Source organism: Pseudanabaena mucicola FACHB-723 (assembly GCF_014696385.1).
In the GTDB taxonomy this organism is placed as follows: Bacteria; Cyanobacteriota; Cyanobacteriia; order Pseudanabaenales; family Pseudanabaenaceae; genus Pseudanabaena.
Genome location: NZ_JACJQB010000008.1, coordinates 16,673 through 41,030 on the forward strand (window position 1 = coordinate 16,673; position 24,358 = coordinate 41,030).

Below are 24,358 nucleotides of genomic sequence, written 5' to 3' on the forward strand. Positions count from 1 at the left end.
CTTTTTTGTCTGCAACAGAAGCAAACGATCGCCGTTATTACTAGCCCTGAGTCTTGTTAGGTTGGAAGTTATGCAATCGAATGAAGTCGCTTCGATTAATCGTTAATACAGCGCGGTTTTCAGCGATCACAAAGGCTAATACGTCTTCATCGGGAATTCTTTGGTTGGCTTTTCCTGCTTCTTGGACTGTCAAAATATCATGCCCTAGTGCGCGAAGTAGTTTGACGACAATTTTGGGAAACTGCTCATCGGCATAGAGACTTGCCATTTTAAGCAGCCTCTTGCCTGTGAATGGCTGCTTCTATCTCGTCAGGATGGGTTTCGGCGTAACGCCATGCGTTTGCTAAGTCTGTTGCGGATAGGGTGGGATAGTCTTCGAGGATGTAGGCTTCGCTTGCGCCTTGATGTTGGAGGCTTACTAGCAGCCATACGGGTATGCGGGTTTGACGAATGCAAGCATCACCGCCCATGACCTTGGGATTTTTTTCGATGCCTTGCCATGTGTTGCTAAGGCTTTGGACTAGGATTTGGATTGCTTGAGATTTTTCTTCGGGGGTTAGGTTTAGTAGTTGTGGTTGTAGTTCTTTGAGTGTCATTTTATGTCTCCTTTTCTATGGATAAATCTCGCAGGTAGTAGAAGCGATCGCTATTTTCTCCATTACTCTTAACTCTTCCCAAATACCCCGACTTTAGCATTTCACAATCTCTTTAGTAATTCTTGAACAGTGTATACAGAGATAGTTGAACTTACAAATCCTTTGGCATCACGGGTTACTATTGCATCTAAATTTTGAGCGATCGCACTATAAATCTGGACAGCATCTTCAAAATCTGTTAAGCCAGATGCGAATGCTGCCTCTAAGACATTTCGATTGATTGGACAAATAGTCATGGTTTCTAAGGTGCTGGAAACTGCTTCTCTTGCGAGTTCTAGGCTGTGAGTATGTTTACGCGCAATGTAGAAAATATCGGTCAGGGTTGTAGCGGTTACATAGCAAATGATTTGTCCAGAGTCGATCGCTGCAAACAGTTCTTCTGCATCCTTTTTAAAAGGTTCTCTTTCTAACAAAAAATCAAGTAGAACATTTGTGTCAATAAGAACTTTCATTAGAGGTATTTTTCCATGCGATGCTGTTCTAACATTGATCCGACTTCAGCATCGGTCGGGGCTGGCTGGCTAGTTTTGAGTAAACCTTTCATGCGGCTGATTGCTTGCGATCGCGTAGGTGTTGAGATTGGAGTTTCTTGAATTGATTCGATGATAGAGCGCACAAGTTCTAGGCGATCGCTTACAGGTAATTTACGCACCTGATTTTTAAGTTCTTGCAATAACATAGTGTTACTCCAGTTAGGCTGTGTTGCGAGGCTAGTGGGAACAATTTTAACATTTTCAGCAAATGAAAATTATTAGGATCTGCGATCGCGTATTTAATTGCTTAATCATCATATTGATAAGTCAAATCGATAAATCTCTCAAGTAGTAAAAGCGATCGCCTTTTCTCCCATCACTCTTATCTTTTCCAAAATATCTTAGGCTAATGAGAAAACGTCAATGGCGATCGATTATGTGTAATCATTACTCGCCAGCTACCAAAGGTAGCATAGTGATCACTTTAGTCGAATAAATGATTAGTGTATAAAATTTTAACTGAGTCACTATTTTGATAAGTTCGGCAAAGGCAAGCTCACTCAATGGGTGCAATAATCCTTTCATCAAACTGACGTAGTGTGTGTGGAATATTCTCAAGATGTGCTTCAAGAACATCTCTACTTTCACTTGTAGCGATTATTACCTGTTGGTTATATTGCAGTGAATTACTTGCTCTTCTTAAAAATGCCTCAATGCTAGTCTCACGAGCGCTTTGTTGACGTGGTTCATCTAAGATAAGCAACCCAAGATGATTAGTTTGATGGCTTCTAGAAACTTCCAACAAACCTAGTAAATAAGCCCAAAAAATTCTAATGTAGTCACTCGCGGACAGATCAAATCTCAAATCAAATCCTTCGTATTCAGGAAAATATGATGTGCTAGATATTTTGACTTCAGAGATATTTAAACTACTAAAACCATACTCAGTAAGTTGTTGTTGAAAACACATTTCTAAATCCCTAATTTTAGCTGTGTCTTCATTAGATAGTATTCCTTTGGGAAGACTTCTAATCATTTCTTGAACTTCATTCCACTCATTTGATAGTGGTTCAAAACTACCAAGTAATACATCAATTTGTTCGCGAACTGACTTAGTATATCGAATTTTATCTTTAAGTCTAATTCTTTCTTCTATAGCAAAATAAGATGGCGAATTATTAGGAGAAGTTAAAGTTGTTTTAAGAGATCTAATTTCTTCTCTAATATCTGCTGCACGACTATTGATTGCATTAAGCTGTCTTCTTTTAATCTCAAGAGTTTGTATCTCACTTTGACGCATTGCTTTAAATATTTTAAGTTGCTCACTAATAAATTCGACATTTTGATCTATTGTCATTGGGTTGCTAACTTCTTGAGGTGCAATCAATGAATCGCTAATATGTTGATGACAAGTTGGACAAGTTCCAGAGTTAACTTGTAAATCTATTGCTGAACCGAGATTTGATAATGTTTGAAGATCTTTATGTTTCGATAATTCTTCTTCTAAAGAAAAAATTCTAGATTGAAGAGAATCAACACTAACGGTAGAATTTTCAATTTCTTCAAATTTAATTCGTAATTGCATCTCAATATTTAATTTCTCTATATTTTTCTGCTCTAATTGCTCATTAACAATTTCGGAAATTTCATTAACAACAGGAATTTCTTGGGCTTCCAAAGACGCAAGTTGTTCTTCAAAATCTAAAATAGCTTGCCCTATACTTATCCAATCGTTAGCATAAGATACTAAAACTGTTGGTTGAATAGTTGGCGGCCAAATTGATATTGGTTGTGTTGGTAAATTATCGATAGTTGCATTAATGCTTGCAGTCAGACGATTACATTCTGAGACTTTGTTAGACCAATGAGATTTTAAATTTGCTTCTTGTTGTTTAAGCAGTACTTTTTGATTAGCAATTTCTTGAGCATCTAAGTTAAAAATAAACTCAAATGCTCTTTTATTCAAATCTTTTATGCGAAAATAAGTTGGAAATCTATTGCGTAAATTTGACCATCCATGTTTTTGCTCAACAAATAGGAATGGAAATATTGTCTCAATATAAAGTGTGATTTCAGTTTCGTCATAGGTTGGTACTGTTGGAAGTTGCCATCCAATAAATTCTGCTAAAAAATGGTGAAATCCCCTTTCTCTAGAAGCTGATCCACTTTGCCTTACAAAATAGTCAGTAGAAAGACAAGAAATATTAGGTTGAGACAATATTGCATCTTCCCAAACAGTAATTAAACGAAAACGATTATTTTGCTGTCCTTTTATTTGACGACGTACTGTTATATTTTTAGAACCATTTGACACTTCAAGTAACACCTCAGATTCCAAAACTGGATATCTTACATTTTGATATTCAAGAAGATCAGTAACTACTGAAGGTAAAGGAATATTATGCTGTGGACTAATCATGCCCTCTAGACCTAAAGCATAAATAATCGACTGTAAACATGTTGACTTTCCCATACTATTATCAGCATGTATAATAAACAGACCTTCACAAAAAGGTATGTCTACACCAAACAGACCTGCTGATGTAGAAACCCTTATACGAAGATGTCGAATTTGCAAAGACATACATTAAGAAAGTTTAAATAAACTTTTTGATAGATCAGCAGTAATTAGTTTACCTTTTTGTTTAAGAAAAATTTTTTCTTCTTCTAAACAGTTATTTGTAGCAATTATTTCTTTTGCGAATTTCTTGCCCTTTGCAGTTAAAGATATAGGCTTATTAGTAGCATTATTCTTTATTTCTACTAGTCCATCAGCAATAGCATATTCAATCGCTCTAGTGAACCCAGGATCGTATTTAATAAACTCAGCAATAGGGGATGATCTATTTTCTATTAGTTGAGACATTCGCTCCCGATTCTCACTACTTCGGATTGCCCAATTCAAAAGGTGTAGACGAGTAAGTGGACTTGTTTGAGCTTTACTACCAATTTCCAAGATTAAAACCAATATTGATAAACCCCAAATCACCCTATATTGTGGAGATAAAGGTGTGGGTCGTTTCTGGAAAGAAAATGGAACATCTAAATATTCTAATAACTCTTGTATTTCCATAATTTTAAACTATCTGCTTAAAAATCTAACGGACATCTCATTAACCAGTCTGAAATTGCTTCCAAAGAAAGTTTTTTAATTGTTGTGCTTGATAAGTTTGGAGTCACACTTTTGATGTTTTGCTCATACTCCTTAAGTGTCTGTCTAAAAAAATTATTTGATGCAGAATCATTAATCAAACTAGTCATAGACAATTCACTTTCATATATAAGTTTGTAGTTGCTCAGACTAGCATATAGGTCAGGATAGTTATCGCTTAGTTGATTTAATAAATTTTGTCCACTTAAATATTGATCTATTATTAAACGCTTAAAGCTTTCAATCTTGTCATCGGAAGAAATACCAAGAATTTTCTGTCCCTTAATATCCAAATTTTTAACTAGACCATCATTTAAATTTAGCCACTCTTCACGATTTTTAGAACTGATTTCTGTGTCTGGGATATCAATATCTATAACTCCTGAATTAGCAAGTTCATTTCTTTCTTTAGCAAAATGGTCATCTGTCGCAATAAATATTTTAAAGTCATTTGAAACATATGGAAGATTTAACTCTAATACCTCTTTAGCTTTTTTTGATGCATGTTGTGGCAACAAAGCACTATCAAAAACTGGTACGAGTAGAATCCATCGATTGATAACTGTATTACCAAAAAGTTTTATGAATTCATCTTTGTTCTTTATAAACTTGCCAATGTCAGTAGTAATTTTCTTTCGTTGGGCTTCATATCTCTGATTTGTTTCATAAGCCTCAGTTGCATAACATTGAAAAACAGCCCCACAACTTGAATAACCTTCAATCCCAAAATCACCCTTATGCTTTGCTGGTACTTCTTGATAATTCAGTTTGTAGTGTCTTTTGAGTAATAGTTGAATATAAGTTTCCCATTCTTCTCCCTCGTAAAAGCGCATATTTTTTGAAGAACTCATACTATCTCGCACAAATACTTAACTGATTACTCAAACTTGAATTGTTTAATTTTAGCTTAATTTTATCTAACATGCGATCGTCCTTTACTTTTACCAAGATTAAAGAGGCGATCGCTACATCCCTAAACCTATCAACAAACAAACGGCGGGCGATCGCAGTCTGCAACAACTGTCACTTGAACTTAATTTCTCTCGCAAATTTAATCGTCCGCAGCCGATATTTCGTTGGCTTACCATGTAATAACAAAAAGAAGAAATGGCTATGCCATTTCTTCTTTTTTAAAAGCTTACTGAATTTAGGTTTGCAATCACAAAACTAATTCTTGAATGATGGATTAGATATCCAAATCCGCAAGCCCTAGCTTAGAACCATAGGTTTCAATAAATTCGCGACGCGGCGCAACTTTGTCACCCATCAAAATTGTAAAAATGCGATCTGCTTCGGCAGCATCTTCGATGGTGAGTCGTTTTAGCGATCGCGTGGCTGGGTTCATGGTTGTTTCCCATAGCTGTTGAGGCATCATTTCACCCAAACCTTTAAAACGCTGAATGCTGTAATTGGCATTGGCGGGGAAAGTGGCAATTAACTGCTGTAGGTCTTGATCGCTGTAACAGTAGCTATGATTTTTACCACGCTCAACTTTATATAGTGGAGGACAGCCGATATAGATGTAACCACGATCGAGAAGTTCGCGTTGATAGCGATAGAAGAAGGTCAGAAGCAAGGTGCGAATGTGCGCTCCGTCAACGTCCGCATCAGCAAGAAGAATAATTTTGTGATAGCGAAGTTGAGACTCATTGAAGTCTTCGCCTTTAATCCCCAATCCACAGCCCGTAATCAAGGCTTGAATTTCATTGTTTTTATAAATCTTGCTGTCATCGGCTCTCTCGATATTGAGAACTTTACCGCGCAATGGCAGGATTGCCTGATAATGGCGATCACGTCCTTGTTTGGCGCTATTATGCACAAACACACCACTAGCAAGAGCAAAGTTATGAGTGTTTGGCACTTCGATGTCATACACATCAATGCGCTCGGTTAGTTTCTCAATCTTGACAATGCGATGATTGTAGTTAGACACTGCTTCCACTGCAAGATCAGAATTACCTGCAAAATAGCGATCGCAAAATGTCTCAAATTTTAGAAGAGATTTATCGCGAGTATCAATGCGATAGGCACGATAGGCATCTAAATCAAGACAACCATTCTCAACCGCAATTTGCTTAAGCGCAGCTAAGGTTTTGCGGTAATAGGTTTCCTGCAAGGCTACCTTGCGCTTTGCCCTGAAGCTATCTGTCCATTGCTCTTTAGTTTTCACACGTCGCCAATCGATTAGATCAGGATCTTGCCATTGTTGTTGGGCAATTTCTGATAAGCGTTGTTTTGCTTCAGGATTTTGAGCAAAGAACTCTTTTGTTCTTGTAGATTGCTGCTGACGATGTTCAGGATTGCTCCAATATTCTCGTTGAGACTGATCTAACTGCTGGTGATTTTGTTGTTGATAATCAGGATTACTTTCATAAAATTCACGCCACTTCGCAGTCATATAGGCTTTGTAATCAGCGTCTTGCCACTGAGCCTTTGCCTGTTGCGAGAGAACTTCTCTGGTTGCAGGTTCTTGCATTCGCCGACTCATGCGATCGCGAAACTCTACTGTTGTTTTCAACTGACGGCATTTCTCAATCACTTCAGGACGATGCAAGGTTTTAGCAATGTGAACCTGATGCAATTGCAAATGCTCTGAAGCTGGCAAACGTTGGAGATTAGTAGGATTATTATTCAGTTTATTGAAATCAAGATGATGACAATGATCGCCTTCTTCAACTTGGTATACACCGTGATAGCGGTTATACCAATCTGCGATCATGTGCGTGAATAGCCAACCATCGGATTTAGGATTCCAAATCATCTCATAACCATCAATGGTTACACCTTTATCTGCCTTACTAGAAAGCTTACGGTAGAGAGGCATCAATGAGTCTTCATTTGTCAGTTTCACTGCCGCCTTATAGGTGCGATCGCGCAGCATAAAAGGATGATCAGGTGTACAAATCAATTGCTCACCATTATCTAGAGTGACACGGATTACTTCAGCATCTCGCTTAGTAATTCGCGCATTAATAATTTTTTCAACTCCAATCGTGCCATCATTGCGAATTGTGTAACAGAAGTTTTGCTTACCGGCTTGTTCTTCTTCTACCAGTTGCTTGAAACTAAGATTACGTCCATCGGCTAGGGCAACCAGCGTATCACCATCAAAACAGCCGCCTGCGGAATCGCCTTCCACGATGAAAATTTCTGATTCTTTAGGATCGCGAGAACTACAATCGGCAAGCTTTCCAGGTAAAGTCGAAGACTCTAGCGCCGATTTGCGGCGTACCAACTCACGGGCGCGGCGAGCGGCTTCGGCAGCATTAAAGGCTTGCAGCGCTTTGTCAATGATTGAGGTTGCGACCGCAGGATGAAATTCTAGATATTCATTGAGAACTTCACCAACAAAGGAATCAACAATTCCCCGAACTTCCGTATTCCCTAACTTGGTTTTAGTTTGCCCTTCAAATTCAGGATCAGTAACCTTAACGGAAATTACCGCCGTTAGACCTTCCCGAACGTTTTCCCCTGCAAGATTAGAATCCCCTTCCTTAATCTTTTTGAGCTTCCTTGCGGTGGCGTTCATGGTGCGGGTAAGCACTGTCTTCAAACCCTCAAGGTGAGTACCGCCATCAATGGTGCGAATGTTATTCGCAAAGCCAAGTACATTGTCGTTGTAGGAGTCAATGCACCATTGTAGAGCGACTTCGACCACCACATTATCGCGTTCCCCATTAACGTAAATAATATCGGGGTGAATTGGTTCTTTCTCACGGGTCATGTAAGCAACATACTCGCGGATACCACCTTCATAGCAGAAGATATCGGTGCGGGGTTCTTCGCCTCTGCGATCGCAAAATTCAATTTTTACGCCAGCATTGAGGTAAGCCAATTCCTTGAGACGACCAGCGAGAATGTCATATTCAAATTCCGTTTGGGTTGTGAAGATTTGGGGGTCAGGCTTGAAACGCACCTGCGTACCGCGACGAACTTCTTCACTGTGGCTAGGGATTAACTCGGTAACAGGAACGCCTCTTTCGTAGCGCTGTTTATAGACGGTTTCTAGTCGCCATACCGATACTTCCACCCATTCAGAGAGGGCATTAACGACCGAAACGCCGACACCATGCAAACCGCCTGATACTTTGTAACCGCCGTCGCCAAATTTCCCCCCAGCGTGCAGGACGGTTAATACTGTCTCAAGGGCAGATTTGCCCGTCTTGGGGTGAGTGTCGATGGGGATACCACGACCATTGTCGGATACCTGTACCGAGCCATCGGGCAGCAGCTCAATCAAAATGCGATCGCAATGTCCTGCAAGGGCTTCATCAACGCTATTGTCAACGACTTCAAAAACAAGGTGATGTAATCCTTTGGGCCCTGTTGAGCCGATATACATCCCAGGTCGTTTACGAACTGCTTCTAGACCCTCAAGGACTTGGATCTGATTGGCATTGTATGTTTCTGTAACGATCTCAGGCATGAAGGTAAACAACTCCAGAAATTATGTCGCTTGCAAGAGGGCTTTGAAAAAATCTTTGCAGAAAAAATTTTAGACGCTCTTGATGGTGTTTTTAGGATGGGTTTTGAGTAAAGACTCAAAAACACTGTGCCATTATAGCTTAAAAGCCTTGCAGATATATCAAAACCGTCTCAGGTTAAGTTTTTACACAACCGATCCATCCCAGAAAAAGACCAAGCTGGAAATATTGGCGCTCTATGACCTTAGGGACAAAGATTTTGGTAGGATTACTTGCATGAAAATTTTAGGAATCGATCCTGGTTTAGCAATTGTGGGATTTGGCTTAATTGAGGTGAATAAACCTGCTGCACCCCAATTATTAGAATTTGGCACAATTGTTACGCCCAAACAAACTCCCATTGGCGATCGGCTCAAGACTATTTACGAAGACATCCATACATTGATTGAGCAGTTCCAGCCGCAGGTGGTGGGCATGGAGAAGTTGTTTTTTTATCGGATGGGAAACTTGGTGAATGTGGCGCAGGCAAGGGGAGTCATTGTTTTGGCTCTGAATCAACATAATATTGAGCCGATTGAGTTTTCGCCGCCGCAGATTAAGCAAGCATTAACTGGGCATGGTAATGCCGATAAGAGTGATGTTCAAGAAGCCGTTAAGCGAGAGTTAGCGCTAGATGCGATTCCCCGTCCCGATGATGCTGCCGATGCGATCGCAGCAGCGTTAACCTGTTGGTTGATTGCTTAAAAAATCATTGGCGACGCTTTGCGTCGCCAATGATAGGGAAAGTTTTAGTTAGGACTCAAAACCTGCGATCGCTTTTTCAACGATGGCTAAAGCCTGATCAACTTCGGCGGCAGAAACCGTTAGAGGTGGCACAAATCGGACAACCTTCACGCCCGCAGGCACTAACAAAAGCCCATTTTCAATACCAGCCGCAACCACATCACGGGCTTGGATATTGCTCGCCTCTTGCAAAACTAACCCATCAATCAAGCCCCAACCACGCACCGAGGCAAGATGTTGCGGATAGCGATCGCAAAGAGCTTGTAAACCAGTTCTCAATTGCTGCCCTCTCTCCCTCGCATTAGCAATCAAGTTTTCGCTGACCATCGTATCGCAAACCGAGAGCGCCACTGCACAGGCAAAGGGATTACCGCCAAAGGTACTAGCATGATCGCCCGCTTCAAACACATCGCAATGCGCCTTGCACATCATTGCGCCGATGGGAATACCACCGCCCAAGCCCTTGGCAGAAGTAAAGATATCGGGCTGAATACCTAGGTTCTCGTAGCCCCAGAGCATTCCACTGCGCCCCATCCCGACTTGCACTTCATCAATGATCAATAAAATCTTTTTCTGATCGCAAATTTCGCGCACCCGTGAAAAATAAGCCCGATCGCCGGGGTTTACGCCGCCTTCACCCTGCAATGGTTCGAGCATAATCGCGCAAAGTCTACCCTCATATTTTTGGACAGCAGCTTCTAAGGCGGCAATGTCGTTATAAGGGATGTAGTCAAAACCTGAAACTAAGGGGGCAAAGTTTTTATGATATTTGGGCTGACCCGTAGCCGTGACCGTAGCAAGGGTGCGTCCGTGGAAACTGGCATTGGCTGTCAAAATCACAGGATTATCAATGCCGAGTTTGGTGTGGGCATATTTACGCGCTAACTTGATTGCGCCTTCATTTGCCTCTGCACCAGAGTTACAGAAAAAGGCTTTATCGGCACAGGAATTTTGGACAAGCCACTTTGCCAATTGACCTTGGGGCGCAAAATAAAACAAATTAGAGGCATGGTGCAAAGTTTGGATCTGATCCGTTACCGCCTTGACCATGGCAGGATGGGCATGTCCCAACGTACAAGTTGCAATGCCAGCCACAAAATCTAAATATTCTTTGCCTGTGCTATCCCAAACGCGGCAACCTTCCCCGCGCTCTAGGGCGATCGGAAAGCGAGCATAGGTACTCATCACATACTGATTAAACTCGGTAATAGTATCTGCGATCGCAATAGGTGCAACGTTACCATCTGCTTGCGGCTGAGATTGTGCTTCTAGCGTAGTTGGAGACATGAATAAAAATGTGATAATGCTACTAGTTTCATTATGGATGATACGAGAGTTTTAGTAATTAATTCTGTAGTGGAATTAGCGAATCATCATCCTGTACAGCCAAGAAATCCAGTTAGAAAAATATGCCATACCTGATCCAAAACCAAGGCAGTCCATCCCAGCGAGTGTGCAATTTAAAACAGGGGATCAACACGATTGGACGTGGCTTAGATAATAGTATCGTCGTCGAAGATGAAGCTCGCAGTCTGTCGCGACATCATGCGGAAATCCAAGTCACCGATAAGGGGATTTATGTCAGCGATCTGGGTAGTAGCAATGGCACATTTGTTAATCAAACCAAAATCATCAAGCAAAAACTCAATAACGGCGATCTGGTGCAGTTTGGTAGCGTTATCTTTCGATTGACTGACGATGTGGCAACTAGCAATCATCCTTCTTCGTCCCATTCAGGTCTATCAATTTTGATGCGTGTTTCCCCCGAAAAATCGCGGGGGCATATGCAAGATTTACTCGATAAGCGGGCAAATACAGGCTCAATGTTGATGATCCAAGGCACAGACGAGGTGCAACGGACAGCCGCCAAGTTGAAGGTACTTTTAGAGGTCAGTCAAGAGCTAGCATCACCAGAGGTACACTCTGCTTTGCCTGACAGAATTTTGGAGTTACTCAAGCAAATCCTAGTATTTGATCGGGCAGTTTTACTGCTAGTCAATCGAGAAACAGGGCAGCTAGAGCCAACTGCCTATAAATTTAGTAATGCTAGCAGCACCGCCGATCTCAATTTTTACAGTCGGAAAATCACTAATTTTGTCTTGCAGCAGGGCGATGCGATCATCAGTGACGATGTATCGGGCGATCGCCGTTTTGACAAGTCCGAGTCCATCATTCAGCAGGCGATCCAAGCTGCCATGTGTGCGCCCTTAAAGCCAAGAGATCAAGCCATCGGTGTACTTTATATCGATAGTCTCGCCCAAGGTCATGCCTATCACAAAGAAGATCTAGAGTTTTTGAGTAGTTTGGCAAATCAAGCTGCGATCGCAATTGAGAATGCCAATCTTTATCGCAATATGCAAGCGGAAGTAATTCGCCGCACGCGCCTAGAGCGATTTTTCCCTGCCGCAGTTAGCAAAAAAATCGAAGAGGGTTGGGACTTAAATCGGATTGTCGAAACGGAGATCACGGCTTTGTTTTCAGACATTAGCGGCTTTACAGAAATGACATCAAAAATGCAGCCCCGCAAGGTCTTGGAATTTCTGAATGAATATTTCAAAGTCATGGTTGAAGATATTGTGTTTCCCTTTGGCGGCACATTAGAGAAATATATTGCCGATGCACTCCTAGCCGTCTGGGGTTCTCCCTATCAAAAAGATGATGATGCGATCATGGCAGTCAATGCCGCAATCGCCATGCAATGGGCTATGAAGAAACTCAACGAAGATTGGACAGAACAGGGACGTGATCTCCAAATCCAAATCCACATTGGTTTAAATACGGGTATGGTTGCCTCTGGCAATATTGGCTCTACTAACCTCATCCAATACACCAATATTGGTGACACCATGAATGTCGCCAGTCGGATCTGCACCGCCGCGCAGGCAGGCGAAGTCTTTATCTCGGAAAGCACCTTAGCCAAGATTGCTAGCCATAATCTACCCATGGAAAAACTAGAGCCGATCTATGTCAAGGGCAAAGCTGAGGCATTACAGCTTTACAGAGTGCTTTGGCAGTCCTGTTCCAAAAATTAAGGAATATTTTTAATGGAAAAGTAATTTCATCGTAGGTTGCCTGAGTCAATGGTGGAAAGACAACTAAGAGGATTTGTACCAGTATCAAGATTTCTGGATTCCTTCCCAGTTATTGTCAATTGGGATATTACGATTCCTCTTTCCTGATGGCACTTTTTGCCTTTCTACTTTTTACTTGGCAACAGCATCGTTGCTTCGATTTCTTCGCGGACTTGTTTGCTGACGTAGCTGCGGTTCATGCACTCGACAAGGAGGAGATTGGCTTCATAATATTGATTGAGAAGTTCTGCTTGCTCTTTAGTAAATTGCCAATCGTGACCGATGTTATATTCGTCAATTAAGAGTTGCCTAAATTCTTCAATCCATTGACGACCATTTTCTCTCCACCAAAAATGGATTTCTCTCAACAACTCATCAAATTTATCTTCATCATTAAGTAGGCTATACAACTCTCTAGACAGGGCAGGCAATTTTTTATTTAAACTTGATATTTTACTGCTGTTAGTTAAATTTTCTAAATACGAAAGTATCTCTTTTACTCGGCAAGCAACAGATATAACATCTGAAAAATCAATATTGTTATAGATGAATAAAGGAACATACACCCCCCCATAGGATAAGTTAATAGCTCCCTGAAGTATTTCAGAAAACAGGCAATCCAATATGATCGTTTCTTCATCTAATTTCCATGTAAAACCTAGTTCTTTCGCAAGTTTTGCACTTCTCCTAGAGCGTCCTTGACGATCGTAAAAACCACAGTATATTGAAAGATCGATGTAAATACTTCTTCTTATATTGGGTTTATATATATTAGGTAGTCTTATAGATTTTGAGTTTAACCATTCTAGAAAATTGTACAGCTTTGGATCTATTCTAGTCATTTCATCAATACAATCTTTCATTATTCGTAAAAAATTATCCGAGCGCCTTAACATTTCCGCAGTCAGATAAAATACTTCTTTCCATCTGGGATTAGTAATATTTTCTATCAATTTTTCAAAATGTCTTTCTCGTTCAATTTCTTGCGCTGTGAAATATTCTTGAAAAGTCAAATGGGAAAAAGAATAAATATTTCTTGCCCTTTCCACTAACAATCCATGATGATGCTCGATCGCTTTTAGCACCGCCTCACTATCCAACCGCAAAGCATCAGGATCGGCGGAGGCATCAGGGAGATTGCAGATATAGTCCTTAATCTGGCGTTGCAAATCCTCTTGCCGAAAGAAATATTCACCATTCACAAAGGTATTAAAGGCAATTTGTCCCAGCATATCCTCCTTATTTTGTGGCGACAGATGTTTGTAAATGATCTCTCGTTCAATATTGCGCTTGGCATCCCACTTTTTCATCAATACTTCCAAACCTTCCTTATACAGTTCCGATCGCTTCGGCGGGAAGTCGTTACGCTCACCAAATACCAAACACAACAGCGTCAGTAACAAAGGACTTTTAGCCAATTCCTTAACAGGTTTATTTCCCTTCAACCTCTCTAACAACCGTTCTGCCTTTGACTCATCCCTCTCCCGAAACCAATTATTCACAAAGGTTTCAATCTGCCCATCATCAAAATCTGCGACCTCAACTTCCGCAAACTTCTCAAACTGATATTCTCGCGCCGCAATCCGACAGGTAATCGCAAACCGATTTTTTAGCCAATCCCTCGAAAATTGATCAATATCCTGCTTAACCCGCCGATCATCTTCTTTCTTCACCTCATCCAATCCATCCAACAGGATCAAGGCTTTACCGTTATCTAACAAATGTTTTGCCACATCCTGCGATACCTTGCGCTTGGCAAATTCTGTCAAAATATAATTCTCTAGCGTTGGCTGCCCCCTGTCCTCCGCATAAGCCTTCAGAGTCACAAAGATCGGCACAAGTTCCCCATGAAACCGATCTCCAAGGCAAGACATCGCCAAATATTTCATAAACGTGGTTTTCCCTGCCCCCGGTTTACCCAACACCACCAACTTTTGAAATTCTTCAACTGCCTCAAATCCTTGCACCCTTTCTTGGATTGATCCCACTAAAAAGCGCTCATAACCCTCGCGGTTGTTGTAGTCCTTCAGATCGTAATCGTCATATCTCCGTAGTCTAGTCAAATTATTGAGAATATTCACATCGGTATAAATTCGATCCAGATCGACAGGTTGCGTCATATCCAACATCCGCATCGTCCCACATCGCTCCGTCACATCCGCCGCGATTTTTTGCTTCACCTCTTGGACTAGCAGATCAAGGTCATCGTCATTAGCAACATCTTCACCCCTGATATCTCGGCAATCGAGCATGAGGTAATCACAAATTTTCTCAAAATTATCCTTAGCGATCGCCTCCCCCCGCATCAAAACTGTAATCACTGATCGCGAAATCCCCAAAGCCTCAGTAAGAGATTTTTGCGTGAAATCCCCCTGTTTCATCGCCTTTTTAATCTGTTTAATACCCTCTTCAGAAGCCCGTAGCGATCTTGCCATTGCTAAACCTCAACCATCTAAAAACTATTTTGGCATTTTTTCAAAGTCACGCAAAATCTGGGTTCGGCTTCGCTCACCCAACAGATTGATCGAGGGCTGAGCGAAGTCGAAGCCCGTAAAAGTAGCAACAAACTCGCGCAAGTCACGCAAATCATGCAAAGTCAGTCAAGCATGCATCTTTCATAGTGATTGCATTGTTAATTCAGAGCAAAAAATTATGTCAGTTCAAAGTCAAGCCCAACTCCAAAAGGAAGTCCCAACTCAAGCGATCGCCCAAGTCGATAGTGTACCTGTCAGCGCTAATCTCGCCTTTGTCCGCGATCCGATCTTCTGGACAATTCTTGCTCTTGCCGTATTGGTACGTGTCATCCTCGATCGCCCATCTTCAGACAAAAAGTAAAAACGCCAATATCGCTAAGTTGCTGCTTTGGAATGATCTTGATAATGTAACAACTTAGCGATACATATTCTTCGTCAGCCTTGCAATTAGACGCTTTATATTAAGCTAAGCTAAATTTAGTGATAAATGTAAAATATGGGAAATTTTGGCAGTTGGATAATTAAGCTAGGGCAGAGTTGTTTGCTGATCGGACAAATCATCACCCATATTTTGATCTATCGTCGCTTTCACTGGCGCAACACCATTGAGCAAATGTCTATGGTTGGCACAGAGTCTTTGCTGATTACATTAATTACGGCCGCCTTCGTCGGTGCAGTATTCACGATCCAAGTGGCAAGAGAGTTTATTAACTTTGGCGCACAACAGGCGATCGGGGGCATTTTAGCGATCGCACTTGCCCGCGAGTTAATCCCTGTACTGACTGCCGTGATCATTGCGGGGAGGGTTGGCTCAGCCTTTGCTGCCGAAATTGGCACCATGCAAGTTACAGAGCAAATTGATGCCCTATACATGCTCCGTACTAATCCCGTTGACTATCTGGCAACCCCCCGTGCGGTCGCCTGTATGTTGATGTTGCCAGTCTTGACAATTTTAGGATTTCTCACAGGGATGGCAGGTGGATTATTCCTATCGCAAGCCATGTATGCGATTCCTTCCACGATGTTTCTTAACTCTATTCAAAACCTACTGAAACCTTGGGACTTAATTGCCGCCTTGATTAAATCCAGCATTTTTGGGGTTTTAATTGCCGCGATTGGTACAACATGGGGACTAACCACCACAGGCGGTGCAAAGGGTGTGGGCGAGTCCACCACTACCGCCGTAGTCACGGCTTTACTGGCGATCTTTATCAGTAATTTCTTTTTGTCTTGGGCATTCTTCCAAGGTATTGGCTCAGCATTGACCGCTCAAGTTTAAAAAAAGCCGCGCTGTGCGCGGCTTTTTTTAGTAAAGCTCATATTTCATCAACTGGCATGGCAGCGCCCCATTTAATATGGCAGTGCGTGAGGCGGACTTGAGACCAATTGTTTGCGATAGCTCCTTATTCCCACTCAAGACAAAGGCTGTCCATCCCTTGAATCTTTGCTTGAGGACATTTCCTAACTGCTTATAAAAAGCACCCAAATCACTGTCTCGTCCTAGTCTTTCGCCGTAGGGAGGATTGCAAAACAGTACACCGCTATCGGCAGGCGCAACTACTTCCGACAAATCCAAAGCCGAGAAATAGACATGGTTAGACAAGCCACAGTTCTTGGCATTGATAATCGCTTGATCGACTACTTCAGGATTGCGATCGCTACCCCAGATTGGCGCAGGCAGAGCATCTAAGCGACTATCATCGGCTTCTTGAATTAACTGCTCTAATAAAGTCTGATCAAAATCGAGCCAAGTTTCAAAGCCAAAGCTTTCGCGAAACATTCCAGGGGCAATATTTAAAGCTTTTAAGCTAGCTTCGAGGGGTAAAGTCCCTGAACCGCAGAGGGGATCGTAAAACATTTGGTCTGGCTGCCACCCTGACATTTGAATTAACGCCGCCGCAAGGGACTCTTTTAGGGGTGCTGCTCCGACCGCAGGGCGATATCCACGGCGATGCAAACTATTGCCAGAGCTATCGAGACTGACGGTGCAGCCATTATCATCAATATGCACACCAATTCTTAAATCTGCGCCCTGAATATCCACATCCGAGCGCTCACCAAATCGCTCCTTTTGCTGGTCAACGATCGCATTTTTGACCTGTAGCGCTGTGAAGTGGGTATGGTTAAGCTGATCATTTTTGCCCGTCGCATTGACCGCAAGAGTCATTTCAGGGGTGAGGTATTCTGACCAATCAATCGCTTTAATGCCTTGGTATAGGTCATCGGCATCAAGACAATCAAACTGATCGACATGCATCAAAATCCGAAATGGTAGCCTTGCCCAGAGATTGACTCGATAGAGCAAATTGCGATCGCCCTCAAAGCTCACCCCACAAAATCCCGCTTCAACATGATTCGCGCCCAGTTCTTCTAATTCCTGAGCCGCCAGAGCTTCTAGCCCTCTGGCGACCGTGGCAAAATATTGATTCATTAATTTATTAGTTCTTGGTTTGTGCGACCAGATAAATGCGATCGCTAAGTTGTCTTAATAGCTGCGCGATGTCACCATCAGTAGATTGCAATTGCGCCACCTTTTCACAGCTATACATCACGGTGGTGTGATCTTTGCCGCCCACAGCCTCACCAATTTTGGGCAAACTGAGATTAGTATGTTGACGCATCAAGTACATCACATATTGGCGAGCTTGGCTGATCTCGCGTCGTCGCGAATTGCCCAATAGGTCGGCAAGATCAATATTCAGCATTTCGGTAACTACGCTCAGCACCATTTCCGCCGAGACTTCTACGGGTTCTTTGGGAGGGTTTAGCACTGGTGCAACATTTTCCACGGTCATGGGCAAGCCCGAAATCGAAATATAGGCAACCGCACGCACTAAAGCTCCTTCTAGCTCACGAATGTTAGATGTGTAGCTAGCGGCAATGTAGTGGAGGACATCGGTGGGGATTTTGAGATTGTCGTATTCGGCTTTTTTCTGCAAGATTGCCATGCGCGTCTCTAGATCTGGCACTTGAATATCGGCAATCAAACCCATCGAGAAGCGTGAACAAAGCCGCTCTTGTAAACGGGGGATTTGAGCAGGTGGACGATCGCTAGCTAGTACGATTTGCTTGCCAGTTTCGTAAAGCGTATTAAAGGTATGGAAAAACTCCTCTTGGGTGTATTCTTTGCCCTCAATAAATTGAATGTCATCGACGATCAGCATATCGATTTCGCGATATAGCTCCCGAAATCTCTGCATACTATCCTTACGAATTGCCGCAATCAGATCATTGGTGAACTGTTCTGTGGAAACATAGGCAATCCGTGCCTTCGGTTCGATTTCTAGGCGGTAATGGGCGATGGCTTGCATCAAATGGGTTTTGCCCAAGCCCACACCACCACATAAAAATAAAGGGTTAAACTCGCGACCGGGTGACTCGGACACGGCTAGGGCTGCGGCGTGCGCCATCCGATTTGCTGAGCCGACCACAAACCGATTGAAATTATATTTAATATTGAGATTGCTAGGGCGCGGGGCGTGGCGCTCGGATTGGGAATTATTCTGTTCAAGTATGGGCGCAGGAATTGCGGCTGCCATGGCCTGCACAGCTTCGGCTGCGATCGCAGTTTCCAGCATCCCATCTTGACTGACGGCAATGCCATGAATGCTGTCGATCTTGTTTGGGGACTTATGGTCTGGGGTATCAAAACTCAGATCGAGTTCAGGCTGACCATTGGGGGGATCACTGCTGGGGGCAGCCTCGATATAGATTTCGACGGGATAGCCCAAAATTTCGGTCACGGCTTCAGTAATATTCTGCACATAGTATTTGTGCAGCCAGTTCTTGGCAAAAACTGAGGGCGTGAGAATTGTTAAGCGATCAGCCGTAAGCTCATCGGCCACAACTGTCTTGATCCATCCTTCATAGGTGGGGCGACTAAGTTGGCTTTCAAGCAATTCAAGGACTTGATTCCAGAGAGTTTCTAAGGAAATATCAACAGACATTGTTGGTTGTGGTCAAGGGGGACTAACGGCGGATTACGATCTTATCGCGTGTACTAAAATTTTGGAGAACTACTTCACAATATTAGAGCTTCAGAACTATGAACATGTTGGAAAATCTGCATTCGGCATCCAAATCAAGCTCTAGATCACGCATAGCTCTCACTATAGGCGATCCCGCAGGCATCGGTACAGAAGTAACGCTAAAAGCCCTAGCCGATCGCAATTTATTACAAAGTAATAGCGAGTTCACGATCTTTGGCGATCGTCGTCATATTGTAAAAACCTACAGTTTGTTAATAGATAATAGCAATTTCTCTATCGCTGATCCTGATTCTATAAATATTGTCGATATTGTTAACAAAGACGATATTGTCTTAGGCTCTGGGGATCGCGCTAGTGGTGCAGCTAGCTTTGCTTATTTAGATGCCGCCATTTCGGGAACCCTTGCAGGAAATTTTGATGCAATTGTGACTGCACCGATCGCAAAATCAGCATGGAAACAGGCGGGGCATCACTATGCGGGGCAAACGGAGTTGCTGGCGGAACGTAGCCAAGTTAGTGATTTTGGGATGTTGTTTGTCGGGAGATCGCCCCATACCAATTGGGTATTGCGGACTTTGCTGGCAACGGTGCATATTCCCCTCAGTGAAGTTAGCAAGCAACTTACACCAAATTTAATTGAGCAGAAATTAGAATTATTGCGACGATCGTTGCTACAAGACTTTGCGATCGCAAATCCACGGATTGCGATCGCAGGGATTAATCCCCATAGTGGTGAGCAGGGGCAACTGGGACGCGAAGAATCTGATTGGTTACAACCCCTAATCGAGCGCTACCGCCAACAGCACCCGAACGTACAAATTACTAACCCGATCCCGCCTGATACGATGTGGGTGAATCCTGCTAAAGCATGGAACAATTGCGATCGCATTCAGCTTGGTTATGATGCCTATCTGGCGATGTATCACGATCAGGGCTTAATTCCCGTCAAACTTTTGGCTTTTGATCGGGCAGTCAACACCACAATTGGTTTGCCCTTTGTCCGCACATCGCCCGACCATGGGACAGCCTTTGATATCGCTGGCAAAGGTATTGCTGACCCTGCTAGTACCATCGCTGCGATCGAATTAGCGATCGAGCTAGCAAAAATTCGGACAATGCAAAAAAAGCCTTAAACCCTTAAAAGCGATGCTTCACACCACTTTTAAGAAATAAAAAAGGCGGCGCATTGCGCCGCCTTTTTTATTTGCAAATTATTCAGGGACAACTTGAATTTTGATTGTTGCCGTGACTTCAGCATGAAGCTTGATCGAAACATCAAAAGTACCTGTTTGATTAATTTCAGGAATTGTAATGTCGCGGTGATCGATTTCTAGCATCGACTTCGCTGTAATCAACTGAGCAACTTCGCGATCGGTGACAGTACCGAAAATTGAATTACCTTCGCCAACTTTCTTCTTGATAATGAAACCACCAATGGTTGAAAGTGCGACCTTACGGCTTTCAGCCTCTTGGCGAATCGCCAACAAACGCTGACGCTCAACTTCTTTACGTCTTTCAACTTCTTTAACAACACCAGAGGTAGCACGAATAGCTAGACCTTGAGGGATGAGGAAATTTTGAGCATAACCCGGTGCTACAGATACTAAGTCACCGAGTTTACCTAATTTGGTGACATTTTTGGTCAGCATGACCTGCAAATTACTCTTTGCCATGTGCTTTTGACTCTTACTCGTTTAAAGATAAAATTTGGTTTGACAAGTTCTAACTTCTGTAGACCCTGCAAAACCGACTGTAGATTTTTGATGCCTGTGGCTTTAGAAATCTAAAATCGGTGTCAGAATGAAAATTGTTAGCTATGGTCAAACAACGATGTTAGACCTAATATGGATACATTAGGATTTACGGTTTTAACCAGACTCCCTAGTATAGCGAAAAAACTGGCTTTGTAGACCCTACAAAAAATTTACGATGCAGCGTTGGCAGTTATCCAAAATCTCTGGGCGAATTTTCCCGCTTCTGATCTCAGGTTTGGCAATATCTTTATTGCCAAGCTGTATCACCAGTCAGCCTCCTAAACCCTTTAGTTCTGAGGCTTTACCGACGGAAGCGATCGCGGAAATCAGTGAAATCCGCAGTTATCCTGTGCGGGTAAAATATCTCAACTCCGCATCCGCAAGACCTGCAACTGTCGGTGTACCCCTTAAAGTCAATGAAAGTGTCAGCACTGAGGAATCATCAAATGCTCAGGTGACCCTACGCAGTGGCACAATTATTCGCATTGGTGGCAAATCGAACCTGACCCTCAAACCTAAGAACCAAGTGGAATTTATCTCTGGTAATTTGGTGGCATGGGCAGATCGCGATCGCAAAGCGCCCGCACAGGTGCAAACCCCCTTTGGCGAAATTTCCAGCAACAACGGCACTATTTATGTAGAAATACCCAACAAAGCCGCCGAAGATCGTCGCGTGATTGCCCTTGATGGCACAGTTACAGTTTTGCTAAAAGATTCTTCGCAATTGGTCACTTTAAATAAGGGTGAAGAAATTAGTATCAAGGCTAATGGCAAAGCCTCTGCCCCAAAACGGATTGATAACGAAGGCGTTAATAAACGCATTGCCAATAATTCCCTACTTTTCGGGTTTAGCACTCAATTAGCAAGTCTGTCCCAAATTACATCCGAGTTTGGTGTATCGGCCAGTGTTAAGGAAGCATCTCGCATCGAATTTAGACGATCAGATCTCCCTAAGCCTGCGGAAAATACCAATCGTAATAAAGTTACTTACACGTCTGGTTCTGTAAATAACGATCCGCCACCACCTGCGGCTGAACCTCAACCACAAGCGAAGCCCCCAAGTGCTGCTGCTCCTCAGAATGATCCGCCACCTGCGCCATTACCAAGTGAGCCAGCACCCTTGCCAAGTGAGCCAGCACCCTTGCCAAGTGAGCCAGCACCAAGCGAGCCGATCACCAATAACCCGCCGCCTGTAGCTACGCCGATAGAGCCGCCAGCACCTCAACCAGCTCCCCTAGATCCACCACCTGCACCAGTTCAGCCCTAGAGATTTGCTGTTCTCAATAAATTAATTACCCTGCGATTTGAGCATAATCGGTGAATGCTCTAGTTTTTGGGCAGGACATTCTCGAATTAGAAAAATCTGGAAATTGACGGATTATGGCGTGAATATTTTGCCCCTACATGGAATCTCTGATGACAGATAACACAAATCCTATTTTGACTTTAGAAGTGGAAGAGCTATAAAACATTAAATAATTGCGATCGCAGCCCAAAATTATAAAATTCAAAGACTCGCTTGCCCTAATTCCACTGATACCCCATCAAAGCGATCGTCATTAGGATGATAAGAAAGCAACTCAATCCCGATTGCTTCATCAGTATCTGCATCTTTAATAAGAATAATTCCATCGTCAAGTTCAGAACAAATTTGATTTTTACGAGGAGCTTGCCAAAATACAGTTAGCAGTTCCATTTTAGGTTCATAAAAGACTTTTATCTGTGCCATAATTGCGTTCCTTCCTTAATTGCATCGGTTTGATATGCAGTAATTAGAAAACCATCTTCATTTAACCTACGGGCTACCGCCACAACCCAACGTCTTTCCCGTCTTTGCAAATAAAACAAAACCACATCAGAGTCGCGCTTACTCTCCCGAATTTCATCTGGCAGTTGTAAAGCCGTTTCTACTAATTCTTCCAAATCTGTAAGATCGGGATGTTTGATGAGTAACTTTTGCCAATATTCCTCCGTTGTTCTAACAACAAACCCCAATGGTGTTTTGACTTCAAATTTCATGTTTTAATTATCTCATATTGTCTTTTGAGTCATAGTGCTTAGGGCAATCAGCTAGATAATTGCCTACAATTATGACAGATTAATTCAAAGGGGCAGTAATCCTATAAAATTTCTCCTTGCAGAAATCTATCGCCGCATTGTCACTAATTAAAATATTAAATAATTGCGATCGCATTAACTGTAATGCGGTGGGGTATGATCCTCAGAGTGCGTTTAGGTAAATAAAAGTCCGTGTTAGACATTAAGCTCGTGCGATCGCAGCCCGAACAGGTGCAAGCTCGCCTCAACAGTCGAGGCAAAGGTTACGACATTAGTAGATTGGTCGAACTAGAGCAGGAAGTTCGTGCATTAGAAACCCAGCGATCGCATTTGCAAGCCGAAAGCAATGACATCGGTAAGCAAGTTGGCATCAAAATGAAAGCTGGTGCGCCCGCCGCCGAAATTGAAGCACTCAAGGCAAGATCGCCAGAAATCAAACAACAGCTAGCGGAGCTAGAACCAAAGGAAAAAGCTCTCCGAGAAGAAAGCAATGCCATCTTAATGACCTTGCCAAATTTGCCTAGCGAAACGACTCCCATTGGTGCAAATGAGACCGAAAATGTGGAAATTCGCCGTTGGGGTGATGAATATAAAACTAATCGCACCGATATTCTGCCCCATTGGGAAATTGGTGAGAAGTTAGGCATTCTCAACTTTGAACGGGCGGTCAAAATTTCACAGGCTCGATTTGTGAATCTGATCGGAGCGGGTGCTGCCCTTGAACGCGCCCTGATTCAGTTTATGCTCAATACCCATACTGCCAATGGCTATGTGGAAGTCGCGCCCCCATTGTTGGTCAATACGGCAAGCATGACAGGCACAGGGCAGCTACCCAAATTTGCGGAAGACCTGTTTAAATGTGCCGAAGATGAACTGTGGCTAATTCCCACCGCAGAAGTGCCTGTTACGAACTTGTATCGTGATGAAATTTTGGAAGATGAGAATCTGCCAGTGCATCATTGTGCCTATACCCCCTGTTTCCGTCGTGAGGCAGGGAGCTATGGACGCGATACTAGAGGCTTAATTCGGTTGCATCAGTTCAATAAAGTGGAACTGGTTAAATTTGTGCATCCCGACAAGTCGGCAGAAGAACATGAACAACTTGTGCGCGATGCCGAATCAATTCTACAAGCATTAAAACTTCCCTACCGTGTTCTGGAACTTTGCACAGGTGATATTGGCTTTAGTGCTGCGAAATGCTATGACCTTGAAGTGTGGCTACCTACTGCCAATACCTATCGCGAAATTTCGAGCTGTTCGAATTTCCTCGACTTCCAATCTCGACGCGCGAATATTCGCTTTAAGAGCAAAGGCAAAAAAGGAACGGAATTTTTACATACCCTTAATGGTTCGGGCTTAGCGGTCGGACGCACGATGTCGGCAATTCTGGAAAACTATCAGCAACCCGATGGAAGGGTATTAATTCCTGAAGTTCTACAGCCTTTAATGAACCGAGAATATCTCTAGTCAAAAAGCACGCTTAGCGTGCTTTTTGCGTATTAACTTAGCTTACGAGACATAAACT

At 42.8% G+C, this 24,358-nt stretch carries 21 protein-coding genes and 1 pseudogene; 7 read left to right on the forward strand and 15 right to left on the reverse strand.

Translation table 11 applies throughout. The annotated features are described in order from the left end of the window. Positions 1-58 precede the first annotated feature (58 nt). The 8 genes and pseudogenes from H6F41_RS06180 to gyrB form a co-directional block, all read right to left on the reverse strand. A pseudogene (locus H6F41_RS06180) lies at positions 59-268 on the reverse strand (DUF5615 family PIN-like protein); the annotation flags it as partial. A gap of 1 nt (position 269) precedes the next feature. After that, positions 270-596, reverse strand: a complete 327-nt coding sequence (locus H6F41_RS06185) for a DUF433 domain-containing protein (RefSeq protein ID WP_190402606.1) — start codon at positions 594-596, stop codon at positions 270-272. Positions 597-697: 101 nt separating this feature from the next. Then, positions 698-1,108, reverse strand: coding sequence for a type II toxin-antitoxin system VapC family toxin (locus tag H6F41_RS06190; RefSeq protein WP_190402607.1), 411 nt, complete (start codon positions 1,106-1,108; stop codon positions 698-700). Continuing rightward, positions 1,108-1,335, reverse strand: a complete 228-nt coding sequence (locus tag H6F41_RS06195; RefSeq protein WP_190402608.1) for a hypothetical protein — start codon at positions 1,333-1,335, stop codon at positions 1,108-1,110. The genes H6F41_RS06190 and H6F41_RS06195 overlap by 1 nt, the downstream gene beginning before the upstream one ends. 350 nt (positions 1,336-1,685) lie before the next feature. Continuing rightward, complete coding sequence (locus tag H6F41_RS06200) at positions 1,686-3,713, reverse strand: coiled-coil domain-containing protein (protein ID WP_190402609.1); 2,028 nt, start codon at positions 3,711-3,713, stop codon at positions 1,686-1,688. 3 nt (positions 3,714-3,716) lie between these two features. Further along, entirely contained in the window at positions 3,717-4,202 is a 486-nt protein-coding gene (locus tag H6F41_RS06205) for a hypothetical protein (RefSeq protein ID WP_190402610.1), read from the reverse strand. A 17-nt stretch (positions 4,203-4,219) separates the two neighbouring features. Next, positions 4,220-5,131: a hypothetical protein gene (locus H6F41_RS06210; protein ID WP_190402611.1), complete on the reverse strand. Its 912-nt coding sequence runs from the start codon at positions 5,129-5,131 to the stop codon at positions 4,220-4,222. A 335-nt stretch (positions 5,132-5,466) separates the two neighbouring features. Next, positions 5,467-8,706 carry a DNA topoisomerase (ATP-hydrolyzing) subunit B gene (gene gyrB, locus H6F41_RS06215; protein WP_190402612.1) on the reverse strand — a complete coding sequence of 1,080 codons (3,240 nt, stop codon included), beginning with the start codon at positions 8,704-8,706 and terminating at the stop codon, positions 5,467-5,469. A gap of 274 nt (positions 8,707-8,980) precedes the next feature. Between gyrB and ruvC the strand changes: the two genes are divergently transcribed. Next, positions 8,981-9,448 carry a crossover junction endodeoxyribonuclease RuvC gene (gene ruvC, locus H6F41_RS06220; RefSeq protein ID WP_190402613.1) on the forward strand — a complete coding sequence of 156 codons (468 nt, stop codon included), beginning with the start codon at positions 8,981-8,983 and terminating at the stop codon, positions 9,446-9,448. A gap of 48 nt (positions 9,449-9,496) precedes the next feature. Here ruvC and H6F41_RS06225 read toward each other — a convergent pair whose 3' ends face one another. Continuing rightward, on the reverse strand, positions 9,497-10,774 hold the full coding sequence (locus H6F41_RS06225; RefSeq protein WP_190402614.1) for an aspartate aminotransferase family protein: 1,278 nt from the start codon (positions 10,772-10,774) through the stop codon (positions 9,497-9,499). Between the two features lie 122 nt (positions 10,775-10,896). Here H6F41_RS06225 and H6F41_RS06230 point away from each other — a divergent pair, with 122 nt between their 5' ends. Further along, positions 10,897-12,519, forward strand: a complete 1,623-nt coding sequence (locus H6F41_RS06230) for an adenylate/guanylate cyclase domain-containing protein (protein ID WP_190402615.1) — start codon at positions 10,897-10,899, stop codon at positions 12,517-12,519. A gap of 164 nt (positions 12,520-12,683) precedes the next feature. Here the strand turns inward: H6F41_RS06230 and H6F41_RS06235 are convergent, their stop codons facing one another. Further along, positions 12,684-14,993 carry an NACHT C-terminal helical domain 2-containing protein gene (locus H6F41_RS06235; RefSeq protein ID WP_190402616.1) on the reverse strand — a complete coding sequence of 770 codons (2,310 nt, stop codon included), beginning with the start codon at positions 14,991-14,993 and terminating at the stop codon, positions 12,684-12,686. Between the two features lie 217 nt (positions 14,994-15,210). Here H6F41_RS06235 and H6F41_RS06240 point away from each other — a divergent pair, with 217 nt between their 5' ends. Both H6F41_RS06240 and H6F41_RS06245 read left to right on the forward strand, forming a co-directional pair. Next, a complete protein-coding gene (locus tag H6F41_RS06240; protein WP_190402617.1) occupies positions 15,211-15,393 on the forward strand; it encodes a hypothetical protein in 183 nt (60 codons plus the stop codon). Positions 15,394-15,528: 135 nt separating this feature from the next. After that, positions 15,529-16,311, forward strand: coding sequence for an MlaE family lipid ABC transporter permease subunit (locus H6F41_RS06245; RefSeq protein WP_190402618.1), 783 nt, complete (start codon positions 15,529-15,531; stop codon positions 16,309-16,311). A 27-nt stretch (positions 16,312-16,338) separates the two neighbouring features. Here H6F41_RS06245 and H6F41_RS06250 read toward each other — a convergent pair whose 3' ends face one another. Together H6F41_RS06250 and dnaA are read right to left on the reverse strand one after the other, a co-directional pair. After that, positions 16,339-17,463: a THUMP domain-containing class I SAM-dependent RNA methyltransferase gene (locus H6F41_RS06250; RefSeq protein WP_190402619.1), complete on the reverse strand. Its 1,125-nt coding sequence runs from the start codon at positions 17,461-17,463 to the stop codon at positions 16,339-16,341. 7 nt (positions 17,464-17,470) lie between these two features. After that, entirely contained in the window at positions 17,471-18,979 is a 1,509-nt protein-coding gene (gene dnaA / locus H6F41_RS06255; protein ID WP_190402620.1) for a chromosomal replication initiator protein DnaA, read from the reverse strand. A gap of 98 nt (positions 18,980-19,077) precedes the next feature. Here dnaA and pdxA point away from each other — a divergent pair, with 98 nt between their 5' ends. Further along, positions 19,078-20,154: a 4-hydroxythreonine-4-phosphate dehydrogenase PdxA gene (gene pdxA / locus H6F41_RS06260; RefSeq protein WP_190402621.1), complete on the forward strand. Its 1,077-nt coding sequence runs from the start codon at positions 19,078-19,080 to the stop codon at positions 20,152-20,154. A 78-nt stretch (positions 20,155-20,232) separates the two neighbouring features. Here the strand turns inward: pdxA and rplI are convergent, their stop codons facing one another. Further along, a complete protein-coding gene (gene rplI, locus H6F41_RS06265) occupies positions 20,233-20,694 on the reverse strand; it encodes a 50S ribosomal protein L9 (RefSeq protein ID WP_190402622.1) in 462 nt (153 codons plus the stop codon). Positions 20,695-20,950: 256 nt separating this feature from the next. Here rplI and H6F41_RS06270 point away from each other — a divergent pair, with 256 nt between their 5' ends. Beyond that, positions 20,951-22,042, forward strand: a complete 1,092-nt coding sequence (locus tag H6F41_RS06270) for a FecR domain-containing protein (RefSeq protein ID WP_190402623.1) — start codon at positions 20,951-20,953, stop codon at positions 22,040-22,042. Positions 22,043-22,282: 240 nt separating this feature from the next. Here H6F41_RS06270 and H6F41_RS06275 read toward each other — a convergent pair whose 3' ends face one another. Further along, complete coding sequence (locus H6F41_RS06275; RefSeq protein WP_190402624.1) at positions 22,283-22,504, reverse strand: hypothetical protein; 222 nt, start codon at positions 22,502-22,504, stop codon at positions 22,283-22,285. Beyond that, positions 22,492-22,794 carry a hypothetical protein gene (locus tag H6F41_RS06280; RefSeq protein ID WP_190402625.1) on the reverse strand — a complete coding sequence of 101 codons (303 nt, stop codon included), beginning with the start codon at positions 22,792-22,794 and terminating at the stop codon, positions 22,492-22,494. The genes H6F41_RS06275 and H6F41_RS06280 overlap by 13 nt, the downstream gene beginning before the upstream one ends. Before the next feature lie 231 nt (positions 22,795-23,025). On the opposite strand from H6F41_RS06280, the gene serS reads away from it, so the two are divergent. After that, a complete protein-coding gene (gene serS / locus H6F41_RS06285) occupies positions 23,026-24,300 on the forward strand; it encodes a serine--tRNA ligase (RefSeq protein WP_190402626.1) in 1,275 nt (424 codons plus the stop codon). Positions 24,301-24,358: the final 58 nt, after the last annotated feature.

Coding starts and splice junctions, on each gene's coding strand:
- H6F41_RS06185 (WP_190402606.1), bottom strand. CDS start 596: ATGACACTCAAAGAACTACAACCACAACTACTAAACCTAACCCCCGAA.
- pdxA (WP_190402621.1), top strand. CDS start 19,078: ATGAACATGTTGGAAAATCTGCATTCGGCATCCAAATCAAGCTCTAGA.
- H6F41_RS06275 (WP_190402624.1), bottom strand. CDS start 22,504: ATGGCACAGATAAAAGTCTTTTATGAACCTAAAATGGAACTGCTAACT.
- H6F41_RS06190 (WP_190402607.1), bottom strand. CDS start 1,108: ATGAAAGTTCTTATTGACACAAATGTTCTACTTGATTTTTTGTTAGAA.
- dnaA (WP_190402620.1), bottom strand. CDS start 18,979: ATGTCTGTTGATATTTCCTTAGAAACTCTCTGGAATCAAGTCCTTGAA.
- H6F41_RS06230 (WP_190402615.1), top strand. CDS start 10,897: ATGCCATACCTGATCCAAAACCAAGGCAGTCCATCCCAGCGAGTGTGC.
- H6F41_RS06205 (WP_190402610.1), bottom strand. CDS start 4,202: ATGGAAATACAAGAGTTATTAGAATATTTAGATGTTCCATTTTCTTTC.
- H6F41_RS06270 (WP_190402623.1), top strand. CDS start 20,951: ATGCAGCGTTGGCAGTTATCCAAAATCTCTGGGCGAATTTTCCCGCTT.
- H6F41_RS06200 (WP_190402609.1), bottom strand. CDS start 3,713: ATGTCTTTGCAAATTCGACATCTTCGTATAAGGGTTTCTACATCAGCA.
- rplI (WP_190402622.1), bottom strand. CDS start 20,694: ATGGCAAAGAGTAATTTGCAGGTCATGCTGACCAAAAATGTCACCAAA.
- H6F41_RS06195 (WP_190402608.1), bottom strand. CDS start 1,335: ATGTTATTGCAAGAACTTAAAAATCAGGTGCGTAAATTACCTGTAAGC.
- H6F41_RS06250 (WP_190402619.1), bottom strand. CDS start 17,463: ATGAATCAATATTTTGCCACGGTCGCCAGAGGGCTAGAAGCTCTGGCG.
- H6F41_RS06210 (WP_190402611.1), bottom strand. CDS start 5,131: ATGAGTTCTTCAAAAAATATGCGCTTTTACGAGGGAGAAGAATGGGAA.
- gyrB (WP_190402612.1), bottom strand. CDS start 8,706: ATGCCTGAGATCGTTACAGAAACATACAATGCCAATCAGATCCAAGTC.
- H6F41_RS06245 (WP_190402618.1), top strand. CDS start 15,529: ATGGGAAATTTTGGCAGTTGGATAATTAAGCTAGGGCAGAGTTGTTTG.
- H6F41_RS06225 (WP_190402614.1), bottom strand. CDS start 10,774: ATGTCTCCAACTACGCTAGAAGCACAATCTCAGCCGCAAGCAGATGGT.
- ruvC (WP_190402613.1), top strand. CDS start 8,981: ATGAAAATTTTAGGAATCGATCCTGGTTTAGCAATTGTGGGATTTGGC.
- H6F41_RS06235 (WP_190402616.1), bottom strand. CDS start 14,993: ATGGCAAGATCGCTACGGGCTTCTGAAGAGGGTATTAAACAGATTAAA.
- H6F41_RS06240 (WP_190402617.1), top strand. CDS start 15,211: ATGTCAGTTCAAAGTCAAGCCCAACTCCAAAAGGAAGTCCCAACTCAA.
- H6F41_RS06280 (WP_190402625.1), bottom strand. CDS start 22,794: ATGAAATTTGAAGTCAAAACACCATTGGGGTTTGTTGTTAGAACAACG.